The sequence below is a fragment of the Nonomuraea sp. SBT364 genome (genome assembly GCF_001083785.1).
Lineage (GTDB): Bacteria > Actinomycetota > Actinomycetes > Streptosporangiales > Streptosporangiaceae > Nonomuraea.
Map to the genome: position 1 here is coordinate 1 of NZ_LAVL01000132.1, position 22,969 is coordinate 22,969.

The 22,969-nt window shown below is 74.0% G+C and carries 14 protein-coding genes and 1 pseudogene; 1 reads left to right on the forward strand and 14 read right to left on the reverse strand.

What is annotated here, in order from left to right:
• From ADY59_RS36220 to ADY59_RS36250, 7 genes and pseudogenes are all read right to left on the reverse strand, one after another.
• A pseudogene (locus tag ADY59_RS36220) lies at positions 1–296 on the reverse strand (peptide ABC transporter ATP-binding protein); the annotation flags it as partial.
• Positions 296–1,222, reverse strand: coding sequence for an ABC transporter permease (locus tag ADY59_RS36225; RefSeq protein WP_231619061.1), 927 nt, complete (start codon positions 1,220–1,222; stop codon positions 296–298). The gene ADY59_RS36225 and the pseudogene ADY59_RS36220, both read right to left, overlap by 1 nt.
• A 12-nt stretch (positions 1,223–1,234) precedes the next feature.
• A complete protein-coding gene (locus ADY59_RS36230) occupies positions 1,235–2,800 on the reverse strand; it encodes an ABC transporter substrate-binding protein (protein ID WP_049572322.1) in 1,566 nt (521 codons plus the stop codon).
• Between the two features lie 95 nt (positions 2,801–2,895).
• On the reverse strand, positions 2,896–4,482 hold the full coding sequence (locus ADY59_RS36235; RefSeq protein WP_049572323.1) for a PucR family transcriptional regulator: 1,587 nt from the start codon (positions 4,480–4,482) through the stop codon (positions 2,896–2,898).
• A gap of 23 nt (positions 4,483–4,505) precedes the next feature.
• Positions 4,506–5,342 (reverse strand): serine hydrolase, encoded by an 837-nt coding sequence (locus ADY59_RS36240; protein WP_049572324.1) that lies wholly within the window; start codon positions 5,340–5,342, stop codon positions 4,506–4,508.
• 3 nt (positions 5,343–5,345) lie between these two features.
• A complete protein-coding gene (locus ADY59_RS36245) occupies positions 5,346–6,656 on the reverse strand; it encodes a serine hydrolase domain-containing protein (protein WP_231619062.1) in 1,311 nt (436 codons plus the stop codon).
• Positions 6,620–8,503 (reverse strand): S9 family peptidase, encoded by a 1,884-nt coding sequence (locus tag ADY59_RS36250; RefSeq protein ID WP_049572331.1) that lies wholly within the window; start codon positions 8,501–8,503, stop codon positions 6,620–6,622. The genes ADY59_RS36245 and ADY59_RS36250 overlap by 37 nt, the downstream gene beginning before the upstream one ends.
• 301 nt (positions 8,504–8,804) lie before the next feature.
• Here ADY59_RS36250 and tuf point away from each other — a divergent pair, with 301 nt between their 5' ends.
• Positions 8,805–9,971, forward strand: coding sequence for an elongation factor Tu (tuf, locus tag ADY59_RS36255; protein WP_049572332.1), 1,167 nt, complete (start codon positions 8,805–8,807; stop codon positions 9,969–9,971).
• A 125-nt stretch (positions 9,972–10,096) separates the two neighbouring features.
• On the opposite strand, the gene ADY59_RS36260 is transcribed toward tuf, so the two are convergent.
• The 7 genes from ADY59_RS36260 to ADY59_RS36290 form a co-directional block, all read right to left on the reverse strand.
• Positions 10,097–11,362, reverse strand: a complete 1,266-nt coding sequence (locus ADY59_RS36260) for an MFS transporter (RefSeq protein ID WP_049572336.1) — start codon at positions 11,360–11,362, stop codon at positions 10,097–10,099.
• Positions 11,363–11,482: 120 nt separating this feature from the next.
• Positions 11,483–14,305 (reverse strand): glycoside hydrolase family 2 TIM barrel-domain containing protein, encoded by a 2,823-nt coding sequence (locus ADY59_RS36265; RefSeq protein WP_049572337.1) that lies wholly within the window; start codon positions 14,303–14,305, stop codon positions 11,483–11,485.
• A gap of 33 nt (positions 14,306–14,338) precedes the next feature.
• On the reverse strand, positions 14,339–15,511 hold the full coding sequence (locus ADY59_RS36270) for a M20 metallopeptidase family protein (RefSeq protein WP_049572338.1): 1,173 nt from the start codon (positions 15,509–15,511) through the stop codon (positions 14,339–14,341).
• Complete coding sequence (locus ADY59_RS36275) at positions 15,508–16,635, reverse strand: amidohydrolase family protein (RefSeq protein ID WP_197094024.1); 1,128 nt, start codon at positions 16,633–16,635, stop codon at positions 15,508–15,510. Before ADY59_RS36275 ends, ADY59_RS36270 begins: the two co-directional genes overlap by 4 nt.
• Positions 16,636–16,737: 102 nt before the next feature.
• A complete protein-coding gene (locus ADY59_RS36280; protein ID WP_231619063.1) occupies positions 16,738–20,127 on the reverse strand; it encodes a phosphodiester glycosidase family protein in 3,390 nt (1,129 codons plus the stop codon).
• 62 nt (positions 20,128–20,189) lie between these two features.
• Entirely contained in the window at positions 20,190–22,289 is a 2,100-nt protein-coding gene (locus ADY59_RS36285; RefSeq protein WP_156325941.1) for a hypothetical protein, read from the reverse strand.
• Between the two features lie 231 nt (positions 22,290–22,520).
• Positions 22,521–22,969, reverse strand: a 449-nt coding sequence (locus tag ADY59_RS36290; RefSeq protein ID WP_049572345.1) for a Clp protease N-terminal domain-containing protein, incomplete at its 5' end; no start/stop codon positions are given.

Below are 22,969 nucleotides of genomic sequence, written 5' to 3' on the forward strand. Positions count from 1 at the left end.
GGGCGGGCGGGCAGCACCGACGGCAGCGCGCCCAGCACGATCCCGGCGGTGGCGCCGATGAGCGCGGCGGCCAGCGCGAGCAGCAGCGAGAAGCGGCCGGCGACGAGCACCCGGGCGAGCAGGTCGCGGCCGAGGTTGTCGGTGCCGAGCGGGTGCGCGGCCGAGGAGCCCTGCAGGATGGCCCCGGCGTCGATGTGCCCGGCGGCCTCGCCCCAGATGGGCGGCCCGATGACGGCCAGCACCACCATGGCGGCGACCAGGACGGCGCCCGCGACGGCCGCGGGGGTGCGGAACATCACGACTCCTTGATCGAAGAGGTCGGGTCGAGGACGCCGAGCGCCAAGTCGACGAGGAGGTTGACGAGCAGCACGATCGCGCCGTAGACGAGGATGACGCCCTGGGCGACCGGGTAGTCCTTCTGCGTGATCGACTCGACGATCTTCATGCCGAGTCCCGGCCAGGCGAAGACGTACTCGACGAGCACGCTGCCGGCGATGAGCGCGCTCAGCAGCAGGCCGCCGAGGGTGAGGGTGGCGGTGAGCGTGTTGGGCAGCACGTGCCGCAGGTGCAGCCGGGCGGCCGGCAGCCGTTTGGCTCTGGCCAGGCGGACGTAGTCGGTGCCGAGCGCGCGCAGCGTCTCCACCCGGGCGATGCGCGCGATCATGGCGGTGGGGCCGATGGCCAGCGCGAGCACGGGCAGCACGTACGAGACGGCGCCTTCCTTGCCGGCGGGCGGGAACACACCGAGGCCGATGGCGAAGACGGTGACGAGGGCGATCGCGTACAGGAACTCGGGAACGGCGACGGCGGTGCCCGTCACCGAGCCGAAGGCGGCCTCGGTGCCGCGGTTGCGGCCGTTCTCGGTGCGGACGGCCGCCCACATGCCGAGCGGCACCGCGGCCAGCAGCGAGGCCACGGTGGCGAGCAGCGCGAGTCCGAGCGTGTTGGGCAGCCGGGCGGCGATCACCTCGGCGACCGGCTCCCCGGTGAGGAAGGAGGTGCCGAGGTCGCCGGAGAACAGCCCGCCGACGTAACCGGCGAGCTGGGCGGGCAGCGGCTGGTCGAGGCCGAGCGCCGCCCGGCGGGCCTCGATCAGCTCGACCGGGGCGGCCGGGCCGAGCGAGGCCCGCACGGGGTCGCCGGGGATCAGGTGGATCATGGCGAAGGCGGCCACGACGAGCACCGCGAGCGACACGGCGAAGCGGACCAGCCTTCTCAGCACATGGTGTGACACTCAGGTCCCCGTGACGCGGATCGAGGTGGGGACCAGCGATCCGGCCTGGATGGCGAAGGTCGCGCCCTTGGTGGCGACCAGCACGGTGTTCTCCACGACGGGCACCAGGTCGGCGTTGTCGAACAGCGCGGACTCGGCCTCCAGCCACGACTTGCAGCCCTCGGCACCGGGCACCGGCATGGCCTTGGCGACGAGCTCCTCGTAGCGGTCGTTGGCCAGGTGCGCGAAGTTGGCGCCCTTGGGGGCGGCGGGGCCGGACAGGAACCCGATGAGCTGGGAGGGCAGGGTGACGGAGATGGGCAGCCAGACCACGTCCCAGTCCTGGGTGGCGTTGAGCGACTCCGACAGCTTGGTGTCCAGGACGCCGTTGAGCTTGACCTCGACGCCGGCCTTCTTCCAGGCCGCGGCCATGTACTCGACGGCGGCCTGCACGCCGGGCCCGCGCGTGGTGGCGTACAGCACGCGCAGGCTCAGCTTCTCGCCGTCCTTGGCGCGGATGCCGTCGGGGCCGGCCTTCCACCCGGCGGCGTCGAGCGCGGCGGCGGCCGCGGCGGCGTCGAAGGCGGGCACGTGGCCGGCGACGGTGTCGCCGGGGCAGGGGCGCGGGTCGAGGATGAGCCCGGTGGCGGGCCTGCCGGTGCCGCTGGAGGCGATGCCGGCCAGTTCCCCGAGGTTGAGCGCCTGGGTGAGGGCCTTGCGCACGGCCGCGTCCTTGGCGGGCCGGTCGTCGCCCTGGTGGTAGAAGAACTGGCCGTTGCCACCGGCGGGCGTGAGCTTGCCGATGCCCGGGGTGGACTCCATGCGGGCGCGGTCGGGGCCGTAGAAGGTGGCGCCGTTGAGGCTGCCGGCGACGATCAGGTTGGCGGCGGTCTGCTCGTTCGGCACGACCTTGAGCACGACCCGGTCGGGCAGGTCCTTGCCGGTGGCGCCGCCGGGGCCCCAGGCGTAGTCGCGGCGCTTCTCGAACGTGTAGTGGTCGCCGGGCGCGGCCTCGGTGAGCACGAACGGGCCGGAGCCCGAGGTGGCGCGGGCGAGCAGGGAGCGATCCTCGACGGCCTTGCCGCAGACGATGAACAGGTTGCGGGTGGTCTCCAGGATGAACCCGTACGGCTTCGGCATGGACAGCGTGACGGTGCCCGCGGTGTCGTCGGCCTCGGCCTTCATCCCGGTGGGCACCAGGACGCCGTAGATGGGCGACTTGGTGTCCGGGTCGGCGATGTGGTTGACGTTCTCGGCGACCTGGGCCGGGGTGAGCTTGGAACCGTCGGAGCAGGTGACGTCCTTGCGCAGGGTGAAGGTGACGGAGTCGGGCTTCACCTCCCACTTCTCGGCCAGCCCGGGGATGATCTCGCCCTTGTCGCTGACGTTGACGAGCGTGTCGTAGGCGAAGACGAGCAACCCGTTCGTGGCCGACAGCACGGCCGTGGCGGGGTCGAGCAGGCCGGGGTCAGCGGGGATGGCGTAGGTGAAGGTGCCGCCGCCCCCGGCGGCGGGCGCCGTCTCGGGGGCGCCGCCGCAGGCGGTGGCGAACAGGGCCAGTGCGGCGGCCGCTGCTGCTTTTCTCATGGTGACTCCGGGAGTCTGGGGGTGATGCCTCACCCTGTCCGCTCACCGGCGCGCGTTCTTCGTCCCCTGCGACGAAATGTACGGCTGGCCTCGTGCTAGGGGCCGAAGATCCGCATCTGCAGCATGACGGTGAGCCTGGCGTCGGGGTCGGCCAGGTCGAGCCCGCTGATCTCGACGAGCCGCTTGAGCCGGTAGCGGAAGGTGTTGGTGTGCACGTGCACCCGGGCGGAGGCGGCGTTGACGTCGCCGAAGGCGTCGAGGTAGGCGCGCAGGGTGGCGACGAGTTCGCTGCCGTGCTCGCGGTCGTGGGCGAGCAGCCGCTGGTAGGGGCCGGTGGGGGTCTGCTCCTCGGCGTTGACCACGTCGGCCACCTGCAGGAGCAGCGACTCGAAGTGCACGTCGGCGTAGCCGGCGGCCTCGCCGGAGGCGCCGCGCGAGCGTAGCACGCGCAGCGCCCGGTCGGCGTCGGCGCGCGACCTGGCCACCTGGGCGAGCGTGCCCGCGAGCCGGCCGACGCCGACGTTGGCGGGGTGGCGGGGGCCGACCCTGGCCAGGAAGCTGCGCGCCATCCGCACCGCGCGCGCCTCCTCGTCGCCGCCGCCGGGGTTGAGCGGCAGGACGGCGTAGGCGACGGAGCCGACGAGTGCGGCGGCGGCCTTGGGGTGGATGGTGGCGACGTGCAGGGCGAGCGCGTCGCAGAAACGCTGCCGGTCGCTCTCGCCGCGTGCCGGGTCGGCCTCGGGCTCGCCGGTGATCTGGGCGGCCAGCACGCACAACCGCTGGGTGGCGACGCCGAGGCGGCCCGCGGCCTCGGCGGCGTCGGCGCCCCCGGCGAGCACGGTGGACAGCAGGTCGGCGCGGAGCCGCCGCTGGGTGTCGGCCCCGGCCCGCTCGCGCAGCAGCCGCAGCGCGACGATCTTGGCGGCGTCGGCGAGCGCGCGTTCGCGCTGCTCGGTCAGCGGCTCGTGGACGGCGGCCCAGATGGAGCCGAGGATCTCGTCCCCGGACCGCACGGCGACGGCGGCCCGGTTGATGCTGTCGCCGGGCAGCTCCATGTAGATCGGGTCGCGGCTCTGGTAGAGCTGCTTGATGAGGCCGCGCTCGTCGAGCATGCGCTGGTAGCGCTCGGGCACCTGGCGGCCGAGCACGGTCTCGACGCGGCCGGGGTCGGCCTCGTCCTGGCGGCCCGAGTAGGCCAGCACCCGCGAGGAGCGGTCCTCGATGGTGACGGGCGCGTCGAGCAGCGCGCACACGGCGTTGGCCAGCGAGAACAGGTCGCCCTGGCCCTCCTCGCCCGCCTCGGCCAGGTCGCCCTCGGCCAGCAGCGAGCGCAGCAGCGCGGCCACCTGGGACCACGAGGCGGCCCGGGTGAGCCCGAGCACGGCCACCCCGGTCGCGGCGACCGTCGACCGGACGCCGTCGTCCACGTCGACGGGCAGCTTCACCACCACGCCCGCGGCGCCGGGCACGGACTCCAGCAGCGCGCGGATGCCGGCCGCGCCGTGGACGCCGACGGCGAGCACGATCCCGCCCGGCGGCACGTGCGGCTCGTCGAGCGGGTCGTGGATGTGCACCCCGGTGACCTCGGCGTCGAGGTCACCGGGCGCGGCGGCGACGTCGAGGACGGTGCTGCCGAGGTCGTCCAGGATCCGCCGCAGGCTGGCACGTGGGCGGGTGGTCATCCACACACCATAGGCGGCGTCCGTCATCGGGCGCGCAACCGGTCCACCGCGAGGCGGGCGGCCCGGCCGATGGCGGCGTCGGCGTCCGGGTCGCGGCCGCCGAGCTTGGCGGTGCGCAGGAAGACGGCGACGGCGTAGCGGCCCCCGTCGGGGTACTCCACGACGCCCGCCTCGTTGCGCACGCCCCACAGGGTGCCGGTCTTGCCGGAGACGATCACCTCGTCGCCGAAGCCGGCGGCGAGGCGGTGCGGCCAGATCTGGTTGCCCATGATCGTGCGCACCTCGGCGCACGCCTCGGGCGGCCCCGCCTCGTCCCGCCAGATGGCCGCCAGCAGCTCGGTCGTCTCGCGGGGCGTGCTCGACGTGGTGCGCTCCGGGTCGCGCACGGCCAGCGGCTCGATCAGCTCGCGCGGCAGGCCGTCGAGCTCGACGGTGCCCAGCTCGGTCACGACCTGGGCGAACAGCTCGGCGCAGCCGCCGATCAGCCGGGTGCGGCGCAGGCCGAGCCCGGCGAGCGTGGCGTGCACCCGGTCCAGGCCGACCCGGCGCAGCAGCACGTCGGTGGCGGCGTTGTCGCTCATCGTCAGCATGAAGTGGGCCAGGTCGCGCAGCGTGAGCGAGACGTCGTCGGCACAGCCGGAGGTGCCGATGCCGCCGTCCTTGTCGGCGGCGGTGACGGTCAGCCGCTCGGTGCGCGACAGCTCACCCGCCGCGGCCTGGCGGGCGTACTCCAGCGCCACCGCGATCTTGAACACGGAGGCGAGGACGACGGGCTCGTCCGGGTCGACGCCGAACTCGGCGTCGCCGTCGATGTCGCGGGCGTGCACGAAACCGCGCGCGCCCGCGAACACCTCGTGCACGGCTCAGCTCACCTTGGGGGTGGCCCTGGCCCCCAGGTGCACGTACGGCGACCCGTCGGGCAGGTCGTAGAACACCGCCGACAGCCAGTCGGGGTCACCCTCGCGCCGGCCGACGAACGTGACGTCGTCGACGGGCACCAGAGCGAGCTCCACCGGCTCCTGCAGCTGGGCCAGCGCGCCGGTGGCCTCCATGAGCAGGTTCAGGCCGCCCTCCCGCGCACCGATCGTGATCCGGGCGCCGGCCCGCTCGTACACGCCCGCGTAGCGGGCCGCGTCGGCCTCGACCGGCGTTTCCGGCGGGCCGAGGGTCGGCGGCACGGTGATGCCGTCGAGCTCGGCGAACAGCTCGGTGGCCACCGCCCGGGTGAACGAGCCGCTGTGGCCGCCGTTGGCGACGACCGCGACGACGGTCCCGGTGTCCGGCACGACCCACAGCATCGCGTGCTGGCCGATGGTGTTGCCGCCGTGCGAGATGACGCGGTGGCCGTCCCACTCGTCCAGGATCCAGCCGATGCCCCACTGCTTGCCGAGGGTGTGCGGGTTGGGGATCTCGATCTGCGGCTCCCACATGGCCTGCGGGTTCTCCAGCAGGCCGCCCTCCAGGTGGGCGCGGCCGAAGGCGACCACGTCGGCGGGGCGGGCGCAGATGAGCCCGGCCGGTCCGGCGGAGCGCATCAGCCCCCACACCGGGGCGGCCTTGCCGTCGAGGTGACCGATGGCGGCGCGGTGGCGCAGCACCTCCTCGGGCAGTGTGCAGGTGTGAGTGAGGCCGAGCGGCTCGATGACGCGCTCGCGCAGCACGGCGTCCCAGACCTTGCCGTCCAGCTTCTCCAGGATGCGCCCGGCGATGGTGAACCCGGAGTTGCAGTAGGACTGGGTGACGCCGAGCGGGTGGTTCTGCACCAGGTCGGCGCAGGCCTCGACGTAGCGTTCCACGCAGTCGTCGCCCCGGCCGGTGTCGAGGAACAGGTCGCCGTCGATGCCGCTGGTGTGCGACAGCAGGTGGCGGATCGTGACCGTCTTGGTCACCTCCTCGTCGGCGACCCGGAACTCGGGCAGCACCTCGGCGACGGGCGTGTCGAGCGTGAAGGTGCCCGCCTCGACGTGCTGCATGAGCATCGTCGCGGTCCACACCTTGGTGACCGAGCCGATCTGGAAGAGCGAGTCGGGGGTCGCCTCCACGCCGGTGTCCGCGTTGAGCACGCCGGCGGCGAACTCGTGGACCTGGCCGTCGTGCAGGTAGGCGAGGGCCGCTCCGGGCACCTCGTATCGGGCGATCAGCTCGGCGAACCGGTGACCCATTGCTCCAGCCACGCGATGATCCTCTCGTTGTAGTCCAGGCGGTGTGAGGGGCGTCCATTGAGAATGAACAGGTGGGAGGCGCCCGGGTAGCGCACCAGGCGCACGGGCACGTCCCGCTCGCGCAGCGCGGCGAACCACTGCTCGGCCTGGCTCACCGGGCAGCGGTCGTCGTCGTCCCCGTGCAGGATGAGCGTGGGGGCCGTCACGTCGCCCACGTGCGTGAACGGGGACTGCGGGACGACATCACCCCCACATTCAAACGTCTTCAGGAAATATCCCATGTCGGAGGTTCCTGCCATGCTGACCAGATCGGTCACGGCACCGCCGGGGATGGCGGCCTTGAACCTGCCGCTGCGCGCCGACAGCCAGCACGTCATGTAGCCGCCGTAGCTGTAGCCGGTGACGGCCAGCCGCTCCGGGTCCGCGATGCCGTCGGCGACCAGGTCGTCGAGCGGCCCGAGGAAGTCCTGCTCGTCGGCCAGCCCCCAGGCGCCGGCCGCCGCCGTGTAGAACGCCTCGCCGTACCCGTCGCTGGCGCGCGGGTTCATGGTGAGGACGGTCCAGCCGCTCGCGGCGAGCACCTGGTGATAGAGGTGCGCGCCGTCGAAGACGGGCGCCCACGCGTTGTGCGGCCCGCCGTGCACGTCGAGCAGCAGCGGGCCGGGCCCCTCCAGCGACTCGTCCCGCAGCACGAAGCCCTCGACCTGCGTCCCGTCGGCGGCGGTGAACGTCCGCCGCACCGGCGCGAACAGCTCCACCCCGGCCAGGCCGTACGCGGTGAGCGCCTCCCCGGGAAGCCCCTCTCCCCCGGAGCCATCCGGCACCCCCAGGTACACGTCCCCGGCACTGTGCGGCGTCGACGCCACGTACGCCATCACCCCGCCGGCGACGCTCGCCCCCGACACCACCGCGTCGCCGCCCGCGACCTTCACGGCCGCTCCCCCGCCGGCCGGCAGCGCGTACAGGTGCGTGCAGCCCGCGTCCCTGGCGGCGAACAGCAGCCGGTCGCCCGCGAGCTGCGGCGCCGCGCCCGGATAGCCGGGGGCGCCCACCATGACGTTGCGGTCGAGCCCGGTCTCCAGCTCCTCGGCCCCGCCCTCGCCGACCGTGAACAGCCGCGAGTGCCCGACCGGCCCGCGCATCCCGGCGGCCACCAGCCGCCCGCCGAGCCACCACACCCCGGTGGCGATGACCTCCGGCCCGGTGAGCCGCTTGGGCTCCCCGCCGGCCGCCTCGACGGTGTACACGGAGCTCGACAGGTCGAGGTCGCCGTCGGCCTCCATCCCGGCGGTGAACGCGAGCCGCTCCCCGTCGGCCGACCACGAGGGCTGGCCGGCGTGGAAGTCCCCCTCGGTGAGCCGCACCGGCTCGGCGGCTTCCGGCGCGGCGTCCACCACGAACAGCTGCGTGGTGATCCCCCGCAGCAGCCCGGCCCCGTCCGCCTTGTAGTCCAGGCGGTCCGCCACCACCGGGGCGTGCGGATCGGGGGCGCCGTGCGGGCCGGCGTACGCGATCCTCGTGCCGTCAGGCGACCACACCGGCGCGCCCGCGCCGAGCGGCCCGGCGGTCAGCGCGCGCGGCTCGCCGCCGTCCATCGGCAGCAGGCAGATCTGCGGCGGCCCGCCGGCGGCCCGCAGGTAGGCCAGCGTGCGCCCGTCCGGCGACCAGCGCGGGCACGTGCCCTCCGCGAGCAGCCGCGGCTCCGCGCCGGGCGCGGCGAGCCAGATCTCCGTACGGTTCTCGTCCGGCTCACGCCGGGAGGTGGTCAGCGTGTACGCGACCGCGGAGCCGTCGGGCCGCGTCTGGGGATCGGACGGTACGGCGATGCGGAACAGGTCGTCCAGCGTGAGGCGGGGCATGAGCGAACGCTAGGCCAGCACCGCCCCGCGTTCTTCGGTCTGCACGACGAAGGCGAGCCCGGACCTTGTACGGCGGGCCAAAGGGAATAACCCGTTGCCCGGGAACGCTTCCTCCCGCACCATGGTCACCATGATCCGGCACGCCCTCCTGATGACGCCCCGCACCGCGGGCGCGTCCGGGCTTGCCCGCGACGGCCTGGAGCGCTGACCTCTTCCCGTATGTCCCGAGTGTGACCCGGCGGGGAGAGGTCGCGGCCCGTACGGGTCACCACGGATTCCAGGCGTCAAAGAAGGAAGGATCATGGCCAAGCAGGCTTACGCCCGCGACAAGCCGCACCTCAACATCGGCACGATGGGCCACGTCGACCACGGCAAGACCACGCTGACGGCGGCGATCACCAAGGTGCTCGCCGAGCGGGGCCAGGCCACGTACACGCCGTTCGAGCGGATCGACCGGACCCCGGAGGAGCACTCCAGGGGCATCACGATCAACATCTCGCACGTCGAGTACGAGACCGCGACCCGGCACTACGCGCACGTGGACATGCCCGGGCACGCCGACTACGTGAAGAACATGATCACGGGGGCGGCGCAGCTCGACGGCGCCATCCTCGTCGTGTCCGCGCGTGACGGCATCATGCCGCAGACCAGGGAGCACGTGCTGCTGGCCGGGCGGGTCGGCGTCGAGCACCTGGTGGTCGCGGTCAACAAGGCCGACGGCGCCGACCCGGAGCTGACCGACCTGGTCGAGCTGGAGCTGCAGGACCTGCTCGACGAGCACGGCTACCGCGGCACCCCGATGGTGCGGGTGTCGGGGCTGCGCGCGCTGGAGGGCGACCCGCTGTGGACGGCGTCGATCGAGGCGCTGCTCAAGGCCGTCGACGACCACATCCCGGTCCCGGTCCGGTACGTGGACGCGCCGTTCCTGATGCCGGTGGAGAACGTCATGACGATCACCGGCCGCGGCACGGTCGTCACGGGCGCCATCGAGCGGGGCTCGGTGCGCGTGGGCGACACGGTGGCGGCCGTCGGGTTCGGCAGCGAGCTGTCGGCGGTGGTGACGGGCCTCGAGACGTTCGGGCGGACGATGGAGCGGGGCGAGGCCGGCGACAACGCCGCCGTGCTGCTGCGCGGCGTCAGGCGGGAGCAGGTGCGGCGCGGCATGGTGCTGGCGGCCCCGGGCCATCAGCGGGCCCACCGCTCGTTCACCGCCCGCGTTCGCCTGCTGACGGCGGACGAGGGCGGGCGGCGCAAGGCTGTCGCGCCGGGCTACCGGCCGCAGTTCTACCTGCGCACCACCGACGTGCCGGGTGAGCTGCTGCTGTCCGGGCCGGCCCGGCCGGGCGACACGGTGGAGGTCAGGGTCGAGCTCGGCGAGCCGGTCGCGCTCGGCCCGGGGCTCGGCTTCGCCATCCGCGAGGGCGGCCTGACGGTCGGCGCGGGCACGGTCCTGACCGTCCACGACTGACCGCGATGAGGTGGATGAGCGCTTCCCGCCAGGGCCTGTCCCGGCGACGGGATCCGTCGGCCCTGGCCGGGAAGCGCTCATGCGCATCACCGGACGCGGCGTCACCGTCTTCACCGTCACCGTCGTCATGGACGGCCTGGCGAGCCGGCGAACGCACCGCCCTGCTGGTGGTCGGTGAGGTCGCGCAGGCGCCGGATCGGTGAGGCCAGCAGGACCAGCGGGACGCAGACGGCCGCGACGACGAAGATCATCAGGGTGACCCGGCCGCCGAGCGCCCCGGCGATCGCCCCGGCGACCAGCCCGCCGATCGGGATCGCCCCCCAGGAGACGAACCGGACCGTGGCCATCACCCGGGGCAGCAGGTCGGGCGGGCTGGCGAGCTGCCGGTACGTGCGGGTCACCACACTGAGCACCACGACCCCGGCGGCGAACACCACGTTGCCCGCGGCGAAGGCGGCGAAGCCCTGCCAACCGGCGCCGAGGGGAACGACGACCGCGCCCGCGACCGCGACGAAGCCGGCGGCGATCACGGCGCGGGCGGTGCCGAGCCTGGCCGTGACGCGGTTCGTCAGAGCCGCGCCGATGAGCGTGCCGGCGCCGTCGGCCGCCAGCAGCAGGCCGACGAGGCCGGGCCCGGCGTGCAGCTCGCGCACGAGGTAGAGCGCGTACAGGGCGTGCTGTGCCCCGCAGACCGTGTTGGCCGCGGTGGCGGCCCACATGCACGGGCCCATGACCGGGTGGCGCACGACGAAACGCCAGCCTTCGCGGATCATCGCGCGCATCGGCGGCCAGCGGTCGGGGGCCTCCGCGCGGCGTTCGGGCAAGGTCCGCAGCAGCAGGGCGGAGACCAGGTAGCTCGCCGCGTCGACGAGGAGGGTGGGCACCGCCCCGAGCACCTGGACGACGAGACCGCCGGCCGACGGCCCGCCGAGCTGGGTGGTGGCATGGGTGCCCGACGTCAGGCTGTTACGGGCCTGCAACTGCTCCTTGCTCACGATCGACGGCAGGAAGGTCGAGTTGGCGACGTCGAAGACGACGTTCGCGAAGCTGGTCACGAGGGCCACGATCACCAGCTGGGCGACGGTCAGCCGGTCCAGCCACCAGGCGAGCGGGACGGAGACGACCGCCGCCGCGCGGGCCAGGTCGGCGCCGATCTGAACCCCGCGCATGGGGAGCCGCTGCACCACCACCCCGGCGGGCAGGCCTATCACGATCCAGGCGACGTACCCGGCGGCGGCGATCACGCCCATCTCGAACGCGGAGGCGTCGAGCACCGTCAGGGCCGTCAGCGGCAGCGCGACCGCACCCACCGCCGAGCCGGCCGCGCTGGTCGTGCCGGCCGTCCACCACCGCCAGAAGACGGCCGCCCCGCCTCCGCTGCCGAGTTCCATGCCGGCGCCCCTCCGAGTAGGTTCCAGATTAAAACGCACTCTACGGCACAAGCGGCGGCCCATGAAGACGGCGTCTCTCCCGTCGTGGAGAGACGCCGTCGTGGTTCGACCCCGCCGGGATCAGATCCGGTCGAAGCGGAGGCCGAAGGTGGCCGGGGCGGCCTTCAGCTCGTAGCGGGGCAGGGTGCCGGGGCCGCAGGCGGCGGTGCCGATGCCGTGCTGGGCCAGGTCCAGGTTGACGTGCACCCGGTCGCCCGGCACCAGGTCGGGCAGGTGGGTGGCGCGGTCCAGGTCGGCGGTGCTCCAGCGGCGGGCGGTCAGGCCGAACACCGGGCCGCCCGTCACTCGCAGGCCCGTCGCCGGGCCGGTGAGCTCCGCCCAGCGGACGTCCGCCCGCTGCCCGTTCTCCTGCGGGTAGACGTAGGGGGTCTGGAGCTCGTCGACGGTGGCGCTCCAGCGGCCCACCCGGGTCGCCATCCCGGTGTCCGGGTACGCCTCGCCGGGGCCGCGGCCGAACCAGGTGACGCGCTCGAACGCGCCGGGCAGCGTCATGGCCACGCCCAGCCTGGGCAGCGGCTCGGTCCACTCGCCCTCAGGCGTCACGTCCACGGTCAGGGCCAGGCCGTCGCCGACGGCGGTCCACCGGTAGGTGACGCGCAGGCCGAGGTCGGTGGCCGCGGGCGCGACGCGGGCGCGCACCACGAGGCCGTCGCCGGTCTCGACGGCGTCCACGCGGTGGGTGAGCCGGTGCAGCCCGAGCTGCCGCCATCGCCACTCGGCGCCGCTGTAGCGGTCGTTGTCGATCGGCGCCCGCCACAGCTCCAGCCTCGGCCCTTCGACGTCGATCCCGAACATCCGGGTGAGCCGCCCGCTGACCGCGTCGAACACCCCGCCGCCCAGGACGGGGCCGCCGCCGGAGGACCGGCCCTCCGCGGCCCGGCTTCCCTCGGGCGAAGCCGCGCCGGGCAGGACCGTCACGGCCGCAACCGGCGCGACGGCCGGGGTCAGGCAGACCTGGGCGAAGGCCACCTCGTGGCCCGCCGCCGCCCACGCCTCGTCGCGGGCCAGCACGGCGCGCACGGTGAGCCAGCGCTCCCCGCCTCCTTCCGGCAGCGCGGGCAGCTTCACCTCACCGCCCGTGGCGGGCACCTCCAGGGGGAACTCGGCGACCTTCTCCCCGTCGGCCTCCAGCAGGGCCGAGAAGGCCAGCCCGGAAAGGTCGCGGAACCCGTACAGGCAGGAGACCGACACCACCCCGGCCGAGAAGGCGAACCGGACGGGCTCGAACACCTTCTTCAGGTCGAGCAGCCCCGGCGACGGCGTCCGGTCGGGGAACACCAGCCCGTCGATGACGAAGTTCCCGTCGTGCACCGGCTCGCCGTAGTCGCCGCCGTAGGCGTGGCCGAGCACGGGGTGGGTGAGCCCGTGGTCGATCCACTCCCAGATGAACCCGCCGGCCAGCCTCGGGTGGCGTTCGAACAGCTCCTGGTACTCGGCGAGCCCGCCGGGCCCGTTGCCCATCGCGTGCGCGTACTCGCACTGCAGGAACGGCATCGCGCGCCGCCGGGCGTCCAGCTCCGGGTCGTCCAGCGGCTCCTCCACGCGCTGCCCGATGGCCTCGACCTCGGCGTGCGTGGCGTACATGCGGGAGTACACGTCCACGTCGGCGCACGACCGGTCGCCCTCGTAGTGGATCGGCCGGGACGGGTCGCGCTCGCGCGTCCAGGCGGCCATGACGGCGAGGTTGCGCCCGGTGCCGGCCTCGTTGCCGAGCGACCACATGACGACGCTCGGGTGGTTCTTGTCGCGCTCCACCATGCGGCGCATCCGGTCGAGCAGCGCGTCGGCCCAGCGCGGGTCGTCGGTGGGGTTGGCGCGCCAGCCGACCTGGCCGAAGCCGTGCGTCTCCAGGTCGCACTCGTCGATCACCCACAGCCCGAGCTCGTCGCACAGGTCGAGGAAATCGGGGTGCGGCGGGTAGTGGCTGGTGCGGACGGCGTTGACGTTGTGCCGCTTCATCAGCAGCACGTCCTCGCGCATGGTCGCGTACGGGACGGCGCGGCCGTGATCGGGGTGGAACTCGTGCCGGTTGACCCCCTTGAACAGCAGCGGCCGCCCGTTGGCCAGCAGCACGCCGTCCACGATGGAGATCGTCCGGAACCCGATCCGCAGCCGCACGGTCTCCTCGTCCAGCCGCACCTCGGCGTCGTACAGCCGGGGCGTCTCGGCCGTCCACGGCTCCACGTCGAGGGTGACGGGGGTGCCCGGGGCCAGGCCGGTGACGCCGAGCTCGGCCACGGTGAGCAGGCCGGGGCCGTCGAAGCTGAGCGTGCCGCGCCCGTCGTCGTAGGAGGCGCGGACGAACACGTCGGCGGCCGAGCGGGTGAGCGTCACCTCACGGAAGATGCCGGGCAGCCACCACATGTCCTGGTCTTCCAGGTAGCTGGCGGCCGACCACTGGTGCACCCGGACGGCCAGCACGTTGCGTCCCGGCCTGAGCCACGGCCCGGCGTCGAACTCGGCCGGGAGGCGGCTGCCGGTGGTGAAGCCGAGCTCGTGCCCGTTGAGCCACACCTTGGCGTACGACTCGACGCCCTCGAACCGCAGCCGCCCGCCGGACCAGCCGTCCGGCAGGTCGAAGACGCGGCGGTAGTCGCCGGTCGGGTTCTCCGACGGCACGTGCGGCGGGTCGATCGGGAACGGGTAGGACACGTTGGTGTAGGCGGGCGCGCCGTGCCCGTGCAGCGGCCAGTGCGACGGCACGGCCAGCTCGCCCCAGGCGGAGTCGTCGTAGCCGGGGGCGGAGAAGTCCTCGGCGACGTGCGCGTGCGGCGACAGGCGGAAGCGCCAGTCGCCGTTGAGGTCGAGGGAGGGGGCGTCGGAGCGAAGGGCCGCCCTGGGAGCCAGGCGACCGGAACCGGGGGTGAAAGCTTCGAATTCCATCGCCGCCGAGCCTAGAGGTTTGGCACGGTTTCGTCATCGATGGGCAGCTGCCAGGTAGCCGGCCAGCATGCTCTCCGCGACGGCTCCCACGCTTTCGTCGTCCGGCAGGAACTCGGGTGTGTGCAGGCCGGTCGCGGTGTCCACGCCGACGAACATCATCAGCGACGGCACCAGCGCCCCGTACTGGGCGAAGTCGTCGGCGCCGCACGAGCGCAGCTCCGCGGTGACCGTACGGCCGTGCTCGCGCAGCAGTTCGCCGGCCCGCACGGCCAGCGCCTCGTCGTTGACCAGCACCGGCTCGCCGGGCAGGACCGTCACCTCGGCCTCGCAGCCGTGCGCCCTGGCCACGTCGGCGGCCATCTGGGCGAAGCGCTCGTGCAGGGCCTCGCGCCACGGCTGCGACAGCGACCGGAGCGTGCCCCGGGCGACGGCCTCGCCGGGGATGGCGTTGGGCGCGGTGCCCGCGTGCACGGTGCCGAACGTCACCACGGTCGGCGTCATCGGGTCGGCGGCCCGGCTGACGAGCTGCTGGGCGGCCACGATGACCTGGGCCATCGTGACCACCGGGTCGCGGGCCAGGTGCGGGTAGGCGGCGTGCCCCTCCACGCCCCTGATCGTCATCCGGAACTCGTCGGAGGAGGCGTTGACCGCGCCGGGCGTGCAGGCGATGACGCCGTCGTCCAGCACCGGCTGCACGTGCGCGCCGATCATGGCGGTGACCCGGTGGCGGCCGAGCACCCCGGCGCGGACGATGTCCCTGGCCCCGGACGGGTAGCTCTCCTCGCGCGGCTGCAGCACGACCACGAGCGGCGCGAGGCCGCCTTCCCGGCCGCCCAGCACGTCCGACACCCGGTGCACCGCGCGGGCGAGCGCGACCACGGCCGCCAGGTGCACGTCGTGGCCGCAGGCGTGCATGGCGCCGTTGGCCGACGCCCAGGGCACGCCGGTGCGCTCGACGATCGGCAGCCCGTCCAGCTCGCCCCGGACGCCGACGGCGGGACCGGCGCCGCCCACGCGCAGCACCGCGCCGGTGCCCGCCACGTGCTCCACCTGCCCGCCGGGCAGCGCGTCGAGCACCCGCTTGAGCGTCGGCCCCTCCTTGCCCGACAGCCTCGGCTCGGCGTGCAGCTCGCGCCGCAGCTCCACGGCCGCGTGCAGCTCGTGGTGCAGCACCTCGCGCAGCAGGACGTCGCTGTGGCTGCTCACGCCGCCCCCAGCCCGTAGACGCGGCGCGCGTTGCCCGCGCCCACCATGGCCGCCACCCGCGCCGCCTGGGCGGCCGACCACTCCCCGTCGGCGACGAAGCCGCCGAGCACCCGGGCCATCGCCCGCCGCCACAGCTCGGCCCCGAGGAAGTGCAGCTCGGCCGGGCCCCACGCGTCGGAGGAGAACAGCAGCTTGGCGAACGGCGCCACCTCCAGGCTCTCCGCCACCAGCGCGGCGCCCGCCGCGCCGCTGTGGTGCACGCCCAGGCCGACGTCGAAGTAGACGTTCGGGTACGCGTGCGCGAGGTAGCCGGCCTGCCGGTGGTAGGGGTAGCAGTGCAGGAGCAGCAGCGGCACCCCGGACGGCTCGGCCAGCTCGATCAGCCCGCGCAGCAGCAGCGGGTCGGAGCGCCGCAGGTCCAGGTCGGGGTCGCCGAGACCGGTGTGGATCTGCAGGGGCAGGCCGCGCTCGATCCCGGCCCAGATCACGTGGCGCAGCAGCACCGGCTCGTCCAGCCGGGCGCCGCCCCCGGCCAGCCAGCGGCCGGCCGCCTCGGTGACCTCCCCGGCGGACGGCGGGGCCGGGTCGAGGTCGAGGCCGTGCCGGTAGGCGGCGACGCTCTTGACCGCGCGTGCCGTACGGGTGCGCTCGGCCAGCGTCTCGGCGAAGCGCCGCGCGAACCCGGCGGCGTCCACGCCGCTCGCCGCGACCTGCTCGGCGACGGCCTCCAGGCGGACCACCTCGTCCACCGGGACGCCGGTGACCTCGGCCATGCCGGACGGGCCGAGGATCTCCCCCGGCCGGTAGCCGGTCTCGACCAGGTAGTGCGCGACGCCGGAGGCGCCGAGCAGGCGCCGGTTCACCTCGCCGGCGCCCAGCCGGGCGCGGCGGGCCAGGTACGCCTCGGGCGAGGTGTGCGGCTCCAGGCCGAGCAGCGGCGCGCAGTGGCGCAGGATCGCATGGCCGAGCTGGGAGTCGAACTGCGTCATCCAGGCGGGCACCGGCCGGTCCGACTCGGTGATCAGCTCCTCGAAGGCGGTGCGGGACAGGTCGTGGGCGCCGGCGCCGTGCACATGATGGTCGACCAGCGGCAGGTCGCGCAGCTCGGTGATCAGGTCGGTCACGGGGTGGGTCCTACCCGGTTGGCGAACATCGGCATCCCCACCCCGTGCCCGTAACACGGTCCCCAAACGCCCCGCCCGCTACGGGCGGGGCGCCCGGGTGCGTCAGGCGGCCGCCCTGGCGGTCAGGGCGACGCTCGCCCGCTCGGTCACGCCGCTGACGGTCACCGCGACCGTCACGGTGCCGGGGCGCAGCGCGGTGAGCGTGCCCGACGCGGGGTCGAGGACGGCCACGTGCCACGGCCGGGCCTTGGAGCGGGGCCCGACGTGCAGGTTGGGCGAGCCCGACCAGCGCGCCGACACCGGGTAGGCGGCGGGCACCTCTCGGGCGCCCTGCTTGACCGTCGCCGACACGGTGGCCGGCGCGCCGACCGCGACCGTGGCGGGGGCGGTCAGCGTGAGGTCGTCGACGTGCGGCCTGACCTGCGTGCCGATCCAGGTGGGCGCGTCGGCGAACCAGTTGCGCCTGACGTGCTCGGCCTCCTTGCCGGTCACCGGGTCGACGCCCCACAGGGACCAGCCGGTGAAGCCGCCGTCGCCGGGCGCGGTGGCCGGGTTCTTGCCGGAGTTGCCGTTGATGAAGTACGGCACCGCGTCCACCCGGGAGGCGTGGAAGGTCCCGACGTGCGCGCCGATGAAGGCCGCGCCCTTGCCGGTGTCACGCTGGAAGTCGGCCAGCCAGCCTTCCACCAGCGCGGCCTCCTTGCGGTCGCCGAGCTGGCTGCCCTTGCCGGGCGTCGGGTCGCGCGGCGGCACGTGGAACAGCACCGCCACCGATCCCACCGAGGAGTCGCCGGCCGCCTCGTCCAGCTCCGAGCGCAGCAGCGCGATCTGCTCGAAGCCGCCGCCGCGCAGGTTGAGGCGCGAGGTGTCGAGCGTGATGAACCGGGTCCCCTTGTGGTCGAAGGTCCGGTACGTGTCGCCGAAGACGGCCTTGAAGTTGTCGATCTTGCCGCCCATCACCTCGTGGTTACCCGGGATGTAGTGATATTTCACCTCACCGCCGAGTTCCTCATCGAGGATCCGCTTGGCCAGCGCGAAGTCCTCCGGCGACGCCTCGTCCACCAGGTCACCGTTGATCACCAGGAAGTCCGGCCCGGCCGCCTTGATCTCCCGCAGCGTGCGCCGGGCGTTGCGGACGATGTCGCTGTCCGGCTCACGCGCGACGAACTGCGCGTCGGACATCACCGCGAACCGCCACGGCATGTCGCCGACCTCGGGCCGCACCACGGGATCGGCCACCGCCGGCTCCGCGGGCGCCTCGATCGACGGCGGCACCTTCGCCACCAGCCCGTCGATCATGATCTCGCTGGTGTACGAGGCCGCGGCCTTGGTCTCGGCCACGTAGAAGCGCCGCAGCTTGAGCGGGTAGTTGACGCCCGGCGGCACCGCGAACTCGACGAACTTCCAGCCCGTCCACTTCAGGTACGGGCCGCGCAGGATCTGCGACTGCCCGGCCGCGTCGTAGAACTCCAGGCTGGGCCACTCCCCCTTGCCGCTGGAGTGGATCCACAGCCCGAACGCCTGCGGCTGGCCGTTCACCAGGATCTGCTCGGGCGGACTGGCGTACGCGGCGCGGGTGGCGGTGGACTGGGTGAAGTCGTAGGCGAGCTTGAGCCCGCCCCCGCTCTGCCCGGGCGCGGCCGACAGCGAGCCGGTGGCGCGCGCGGCGGCGAACTTCCACGAGCCGGCGTTCTCGAAGTCGGCCACCGGCTGGTCCTCGTAGCCGACCGTCACCGGCACCGCGGCGCTGATCTTGCCGACCTTGGCGGTGATGAGGCCCGACCCGGTGGCACGCCTGGCCTTGACCGTGAAGTACCCCTGCTCGGCCGCGGTGACCTCGAACAGGTCGCGGTCGTAGTCGAGCGTGAGGTCGGCCGGCTCGATGGGCGCGGAGTTGCCGTTGCGGTCGTAGCCGACGACGCCGAACGCGGCGGTGCCGTCCTGACCGGGCAATCCGACCCGGTCGGTGGTGGCGCCGAGCCGGCTCAGCGGCTGCAGCACGGTCAGCTCCAGGGTGCCCTTGGCCTTGCCGCGCGAGGCGGTGACCTTCGCCTGGCCGGGCACCAGGGCGTGGAACCTGCCGTCCCGCACGACGCCGTGCACGGCCGGGTTGGAGCGCCAGATCGGCGCCCCGGACGCGGGCCCGTACGTCTCGTCGTAGCCGGCGGCGGTCAGCCGCCGGGTGAGCCCGGGGAAGACGCGGTCGGGGCGGCCGCCGGCGACGGGGGCCGCGCCGGGCGCCCTGGCCGGGTCGGTGGCGGTCTCCAGCCAGAAGCCCTTGAGCTTGCCGCTGCCCTCGGGCGCGTAGAGGGCCAGTCCGTTGGGGACGTGGCGCTCGCCGCCGTCGGAGGGGCTGTTCTCCACCTGGACGTCGGCCTGGCCGGGCTCGCGGGCGAGCAGCGTGGAGGAGCCGCCCCCGTCGAGGTTGAGCGCGTCGGCCGCGCCGAGCTCGACCATCATGGCGGCGAGCTCGTCGAGCGTGACGCCGCGGCTGTCGGCCTGGCGGCCGTCCACGGTGAGCAGGTACATCTTCCTGCCGTCGGCGGAGAATCCGACCGCGGTGCGCGGGTGCGCCGACTGGTCGGAGGAGTGCTGCACGGCGCCGCCCTTGACCAGGACGTGGTTGCCGCCGACGGCCGACTCGACGCTGCCGCCGTCGGACGCCTTCGGCCGGTAGCGCACGTCGATCCGGGCGCCGGGCTCGATCGCGGCCAGTGCGGTCGCGCCGGCGTCACGGCCCAGCAGGATCGTGGTGCCCGCCGGGATCGGGCCGCTGCCGGCCTCCCGCCGCACCGCCGTGACCACGCCGTCCTTGACCTCGACCTCGGTGACCGAGGCGGCGCCCTCGACGGCGCGGGCCCGGGTGTAGGAGCCCCAGAGCGGGGTGAACAGGCCGATGCCGTCGTTCTGCACGATCTGGTTGAACTGGGTGAGCGTGATCGGCGCGCCGCCCCCGGGGGTGGCGGTGCCCTCGAAGTACATCTTCAGCACCCGGCCGACGCCGTCGGCGCTGACCGCGACCGCGTTGTCGTGGCCGGCGCGCGGCGACTGGACGAGGTCGCCGTCCTGGACGCCGACGCCCTGGGCGGCGCCGGAGTTGTTGATGTCGAAGAAGTCGCCGTTGACGGCCGCCACGGCGCGCGAGCGCTTGGCCGGGCCCGACAGCGGCTCGGTCTTGGACACCTCGCCGGAGTACACGTACCCGGCCCTGGCGCCGCCGCCGAGGTCGGCGGTGAGCGCGTCGGCCCGGAGCCAGCCGAGCGCGTCGTAGGTGTCGAAGGAGGTCAGCGTGATCCCGGGCGCGACGGGCCGGGTCTTCGTGGCCGTCTCCAGCTTGCCGCCGGGGGCGTCCGCGGTGGCGATCAGCGTGGAGGGCGGCGGGTAGGACGACGCCGTGGGCGCGTCCTCTGCGGGGGGTGTGGGTTCGGCCTGAGCCGGCGAGGCCGCGGCTAACACCAAGGCCGCCGCGGCCAGATAACGGAGGGTCTGCACGACCGAACTCAATCGCCCATGGTTATAACTTTCAAGTCTTGAGCATGAACTAAAAGAAAATTTCAGATCTTGCCCGCGACGACCCGCTCCCCCGGCGCCCCGTCACCGGTCCCCGTCACCGCCGGCTCGGACCTGATGCCCGCATAGAGCACGAGCGGCACCGCGGTGGCCACGGCCATGGACAGCACGGCCGTGCCCGAGTCGTTGACCAGCATGCCGATGACACCGCTGACCAGGGCGCCGATGAGCCCGGCCCGCAGCATCGGGGTGCGCGCGAACGCCCGCGGCACCACGCCCGCGCTGATCTTCTCCGGCCGCAGGATCGCGAAGACCAGGAACGCCAGGCCCGCGATGACGATCGGCATGAGGTTGGGCGAGAGCATGGTGTTGAGCATGGCCCCGAGCTTGCGCATGATCATGGGCCAGAACGTGCCGTCGATCACCTGCGCGACGAACCTGCCCAGATGCGTCTGCGAGGCGGGCGGCCGCAGGTGGTCGAGCACCGCGATGATCGACACGGCCACGCCGCCCAGCACGCAGAACGCGCCGAGCTTGAGGATCGACACCTTCCGGCCCGCCACGAGCAGCGCCGTGACCGCGATGCCGGGCACGAACGCGATCACGCCGCCGAAGTCGCTGCCGACGCCCGGCCAGCCCGCGAGCAGCATCGCGGCCACGCCCAGCCCGGTCACCACCCACACGGCCGCCCGCCTGCGCCCGCGGCGCACCAGCCGGTCGGCAGCCATCGCGGTGGTCATCAGCACGCCGGTGGCCAGCAGCGCGAACGGGATGTTGGCCAGTCCGTAGTAGCGGCCGCCGACCACGGCGGTGTAGCCCATGAGGCTGTTGAACTGCAGGTTCGTGCCGGTCAGCAGGTCGGCGACGAGCACCAGGCCGGTGAACGTGGCCACCACCGCCGGCGGCCCGAGCGGGTCGCGCCGCCACGGCCCGCCCACGGCCAGGCCCACGATGGCCAGGTCGATCGCGACGACCGCGCAGACCAGCGGGATGATCGGGTACGTGCCCTGCACCCAGGGCACCAGGTTGACCAGATACGTCGAGACGGGGACGGCTGCCAGGCCGAGCGCCACCGGGCCGATGGCCCCGGGCCGCTTGCGCCTCGACAGCACGAAGTAGGCGATGGCATAGAAGAACACCGTGATCGTGGCGAACACGGTGAAGAACACCCCGGTCGCGCTCCGCACCGTGGTCGCCTTGAGGTCGGCCTCGCGCAGCTCGGCCACGCCCGCGTCGAGCCCGGCGACGTGGCCGGGCGCCCAGGCGATGCCGATGACCGTGGGCGGCACCGGGATGCCGGCGGCGGTGAGCACCGTCGTGGTGATGTCGGTGAGGATCACGATGTCCTCGCGCCGGGTGGAGCTGGTGCCGAGGATCGCGCCCCGGGCCCCGTCGTGCTTCCACATGGCCACGCGCAGGTGCGGCACGGAGCCGTGGTCGCCGTTGCCGGCCAGCACCACCTGGGTGCCGGCGGGCAGCTTGGCCAGCGCCGCGCCGACCTCCGCGTCGGCCGCCCGCACCGCCTTCAGGCGCTCCTCCGGCGTGATCGCCTCCGGCTCCCTGGACAGCTTGCCGTCGACGCCGAGGTAGGGCCTGATCAGCTCGTCCACGTCCACGGCCAGCACCCGGCAGCGCGACCAGTCGGCCAGCGAGGCGGGGTCGGGCGCGTACACGTCGACGTGGCCCTGGCGGTCGCCGAGCGCCAGCGCCGCGCCCCTGCCGACCGCCGTCGTGCACTCCCCGGCGGCCTGCACGGCCGAGCCGAGCGTGCCCGTGTAGCCGCCGTCGCGCTTGGCCAGGATGTCGACGAAGCCGGGGATCACCGCCCCCTCACCCCGGCGCTCGGGCTCCGGCGGCAGGCCGCAGCGCTGCCCGAAGGCGGAGCGGAGACCGGCCGAGACGGTCAGCCAGCCGTCGTACGGGCACGCGACGGTGCCGAGGGTCTTGACCGAGACCGAGCCCAGATCGCTCTGCCCGGCCAGCCGCCACAGGTTGGGGGCCGCCTCGGGGGTGACGTCGTCCCAGTGCAGGCCCGGCACCCCGATGAAGGCCACCCGGCCGGGTGCGGCGTCGTCGGTCGCGGCCACGGCGGGCGCCGCCCACCACAACGTCGACGCGACCAGCAGGAAAAGCGCCCACCTCACCGTTGGCCCCCATGCGGAGAAGGAAGGGAGTGCGGCGGGGCCGCCCCGCGCCACTCATGTCATGGAACGCAGGCAACCTAGCACGGGAGCCGCCGGAAAGGTGATCCTTTTCCGTGTCGCGCGACGGGCCCACGGCGGCCCCCCGCCCGCGTCACAGGAACGCGGCGACGACGACCCCGACGATGATCATCGCCGCTGCCGCGTAGCGGAGCATCGCCGTCCGCCCGATCCTCATGACGAGGCGTCCGGGCCAAGCCCGGCCCGCTCCTCCAGGCGCTCCAGGCGCCGGATCACCGGCTGAAGCTGCTCCTTCATCACCGCGGCCAGCATCTGAGCCGGCCCCCCGGCCCCGCCGGGGCCCTGGGGCGCGCCGGGGCCCTGGGGCGCGGGCGTGGCCGCCGCCTGGGTCTGGGCCCGCAGGTGGACGTAGCCCGCCAGGGCGGCCACCACGGCGCGGCGGGTCAGCCTCGGCTCGGCGCCCAGGCCGCGCAGGACCTGGCCGGCGGTCCCGTCGGGCTCGTTCACCAGCCCGAGCAGGAGGTGCTCGCAGCCGATGTAGTTGTGGCCGAGCGAGGCCGCCTCGTTGACGGCGAACTCCAGCGCGTTGGCCGCCGCCCCGCTGAACCGCCGCTCCTCGCCGCCGTCCTCCCCCGCCTCGGCCGGGGATGACACGTCCCCCC

Coding starts and splice junctions, on each gene's coding strand:
- ADY59_RS36260 (WP_049572336.1), bottom strand. CDS start 11,362: ATGGAACTCGGCAGCGGAGGCGGGGCGGCCGTCTTCTGGCGGTGGTGG.
- tuf (WP_049572332.1), top strand. CDS start 8,805: ATGGCCAAGCAGGCTTACGCCCGCGACAAGCCGCACCTCAACATCGGC.
- ADY59_RS36265 (WP_049572337.1), bottom strand. CDS start 14,305: ATGGAATTCGAAGCTTTCACCCCCGGTTCCGGTCGCCTGGCTCCCAGG.
- ADY59_RS36230 (WP_049572322.1), bottom strand. CDS start 2,800: ATGAGAAAAGCAGCAGCGGCCGCCGCACTGGCCCTGTTCGCCACCGCC.
- ADY59_RS36235 (WP_049572323.1), bottom strand. CDS start 4,482: ATGACCACCCGCCCACGTGCCAGCCTGCGGCGGATCCTGGACGACCTC.
- ADY59_RS36250 (WP_049572331.1), bottom strand. CDS start 8,503: ATGCCCCGCCTCACGCTGGACGACCTGTTCCGCATCGCCGTACCGTCC.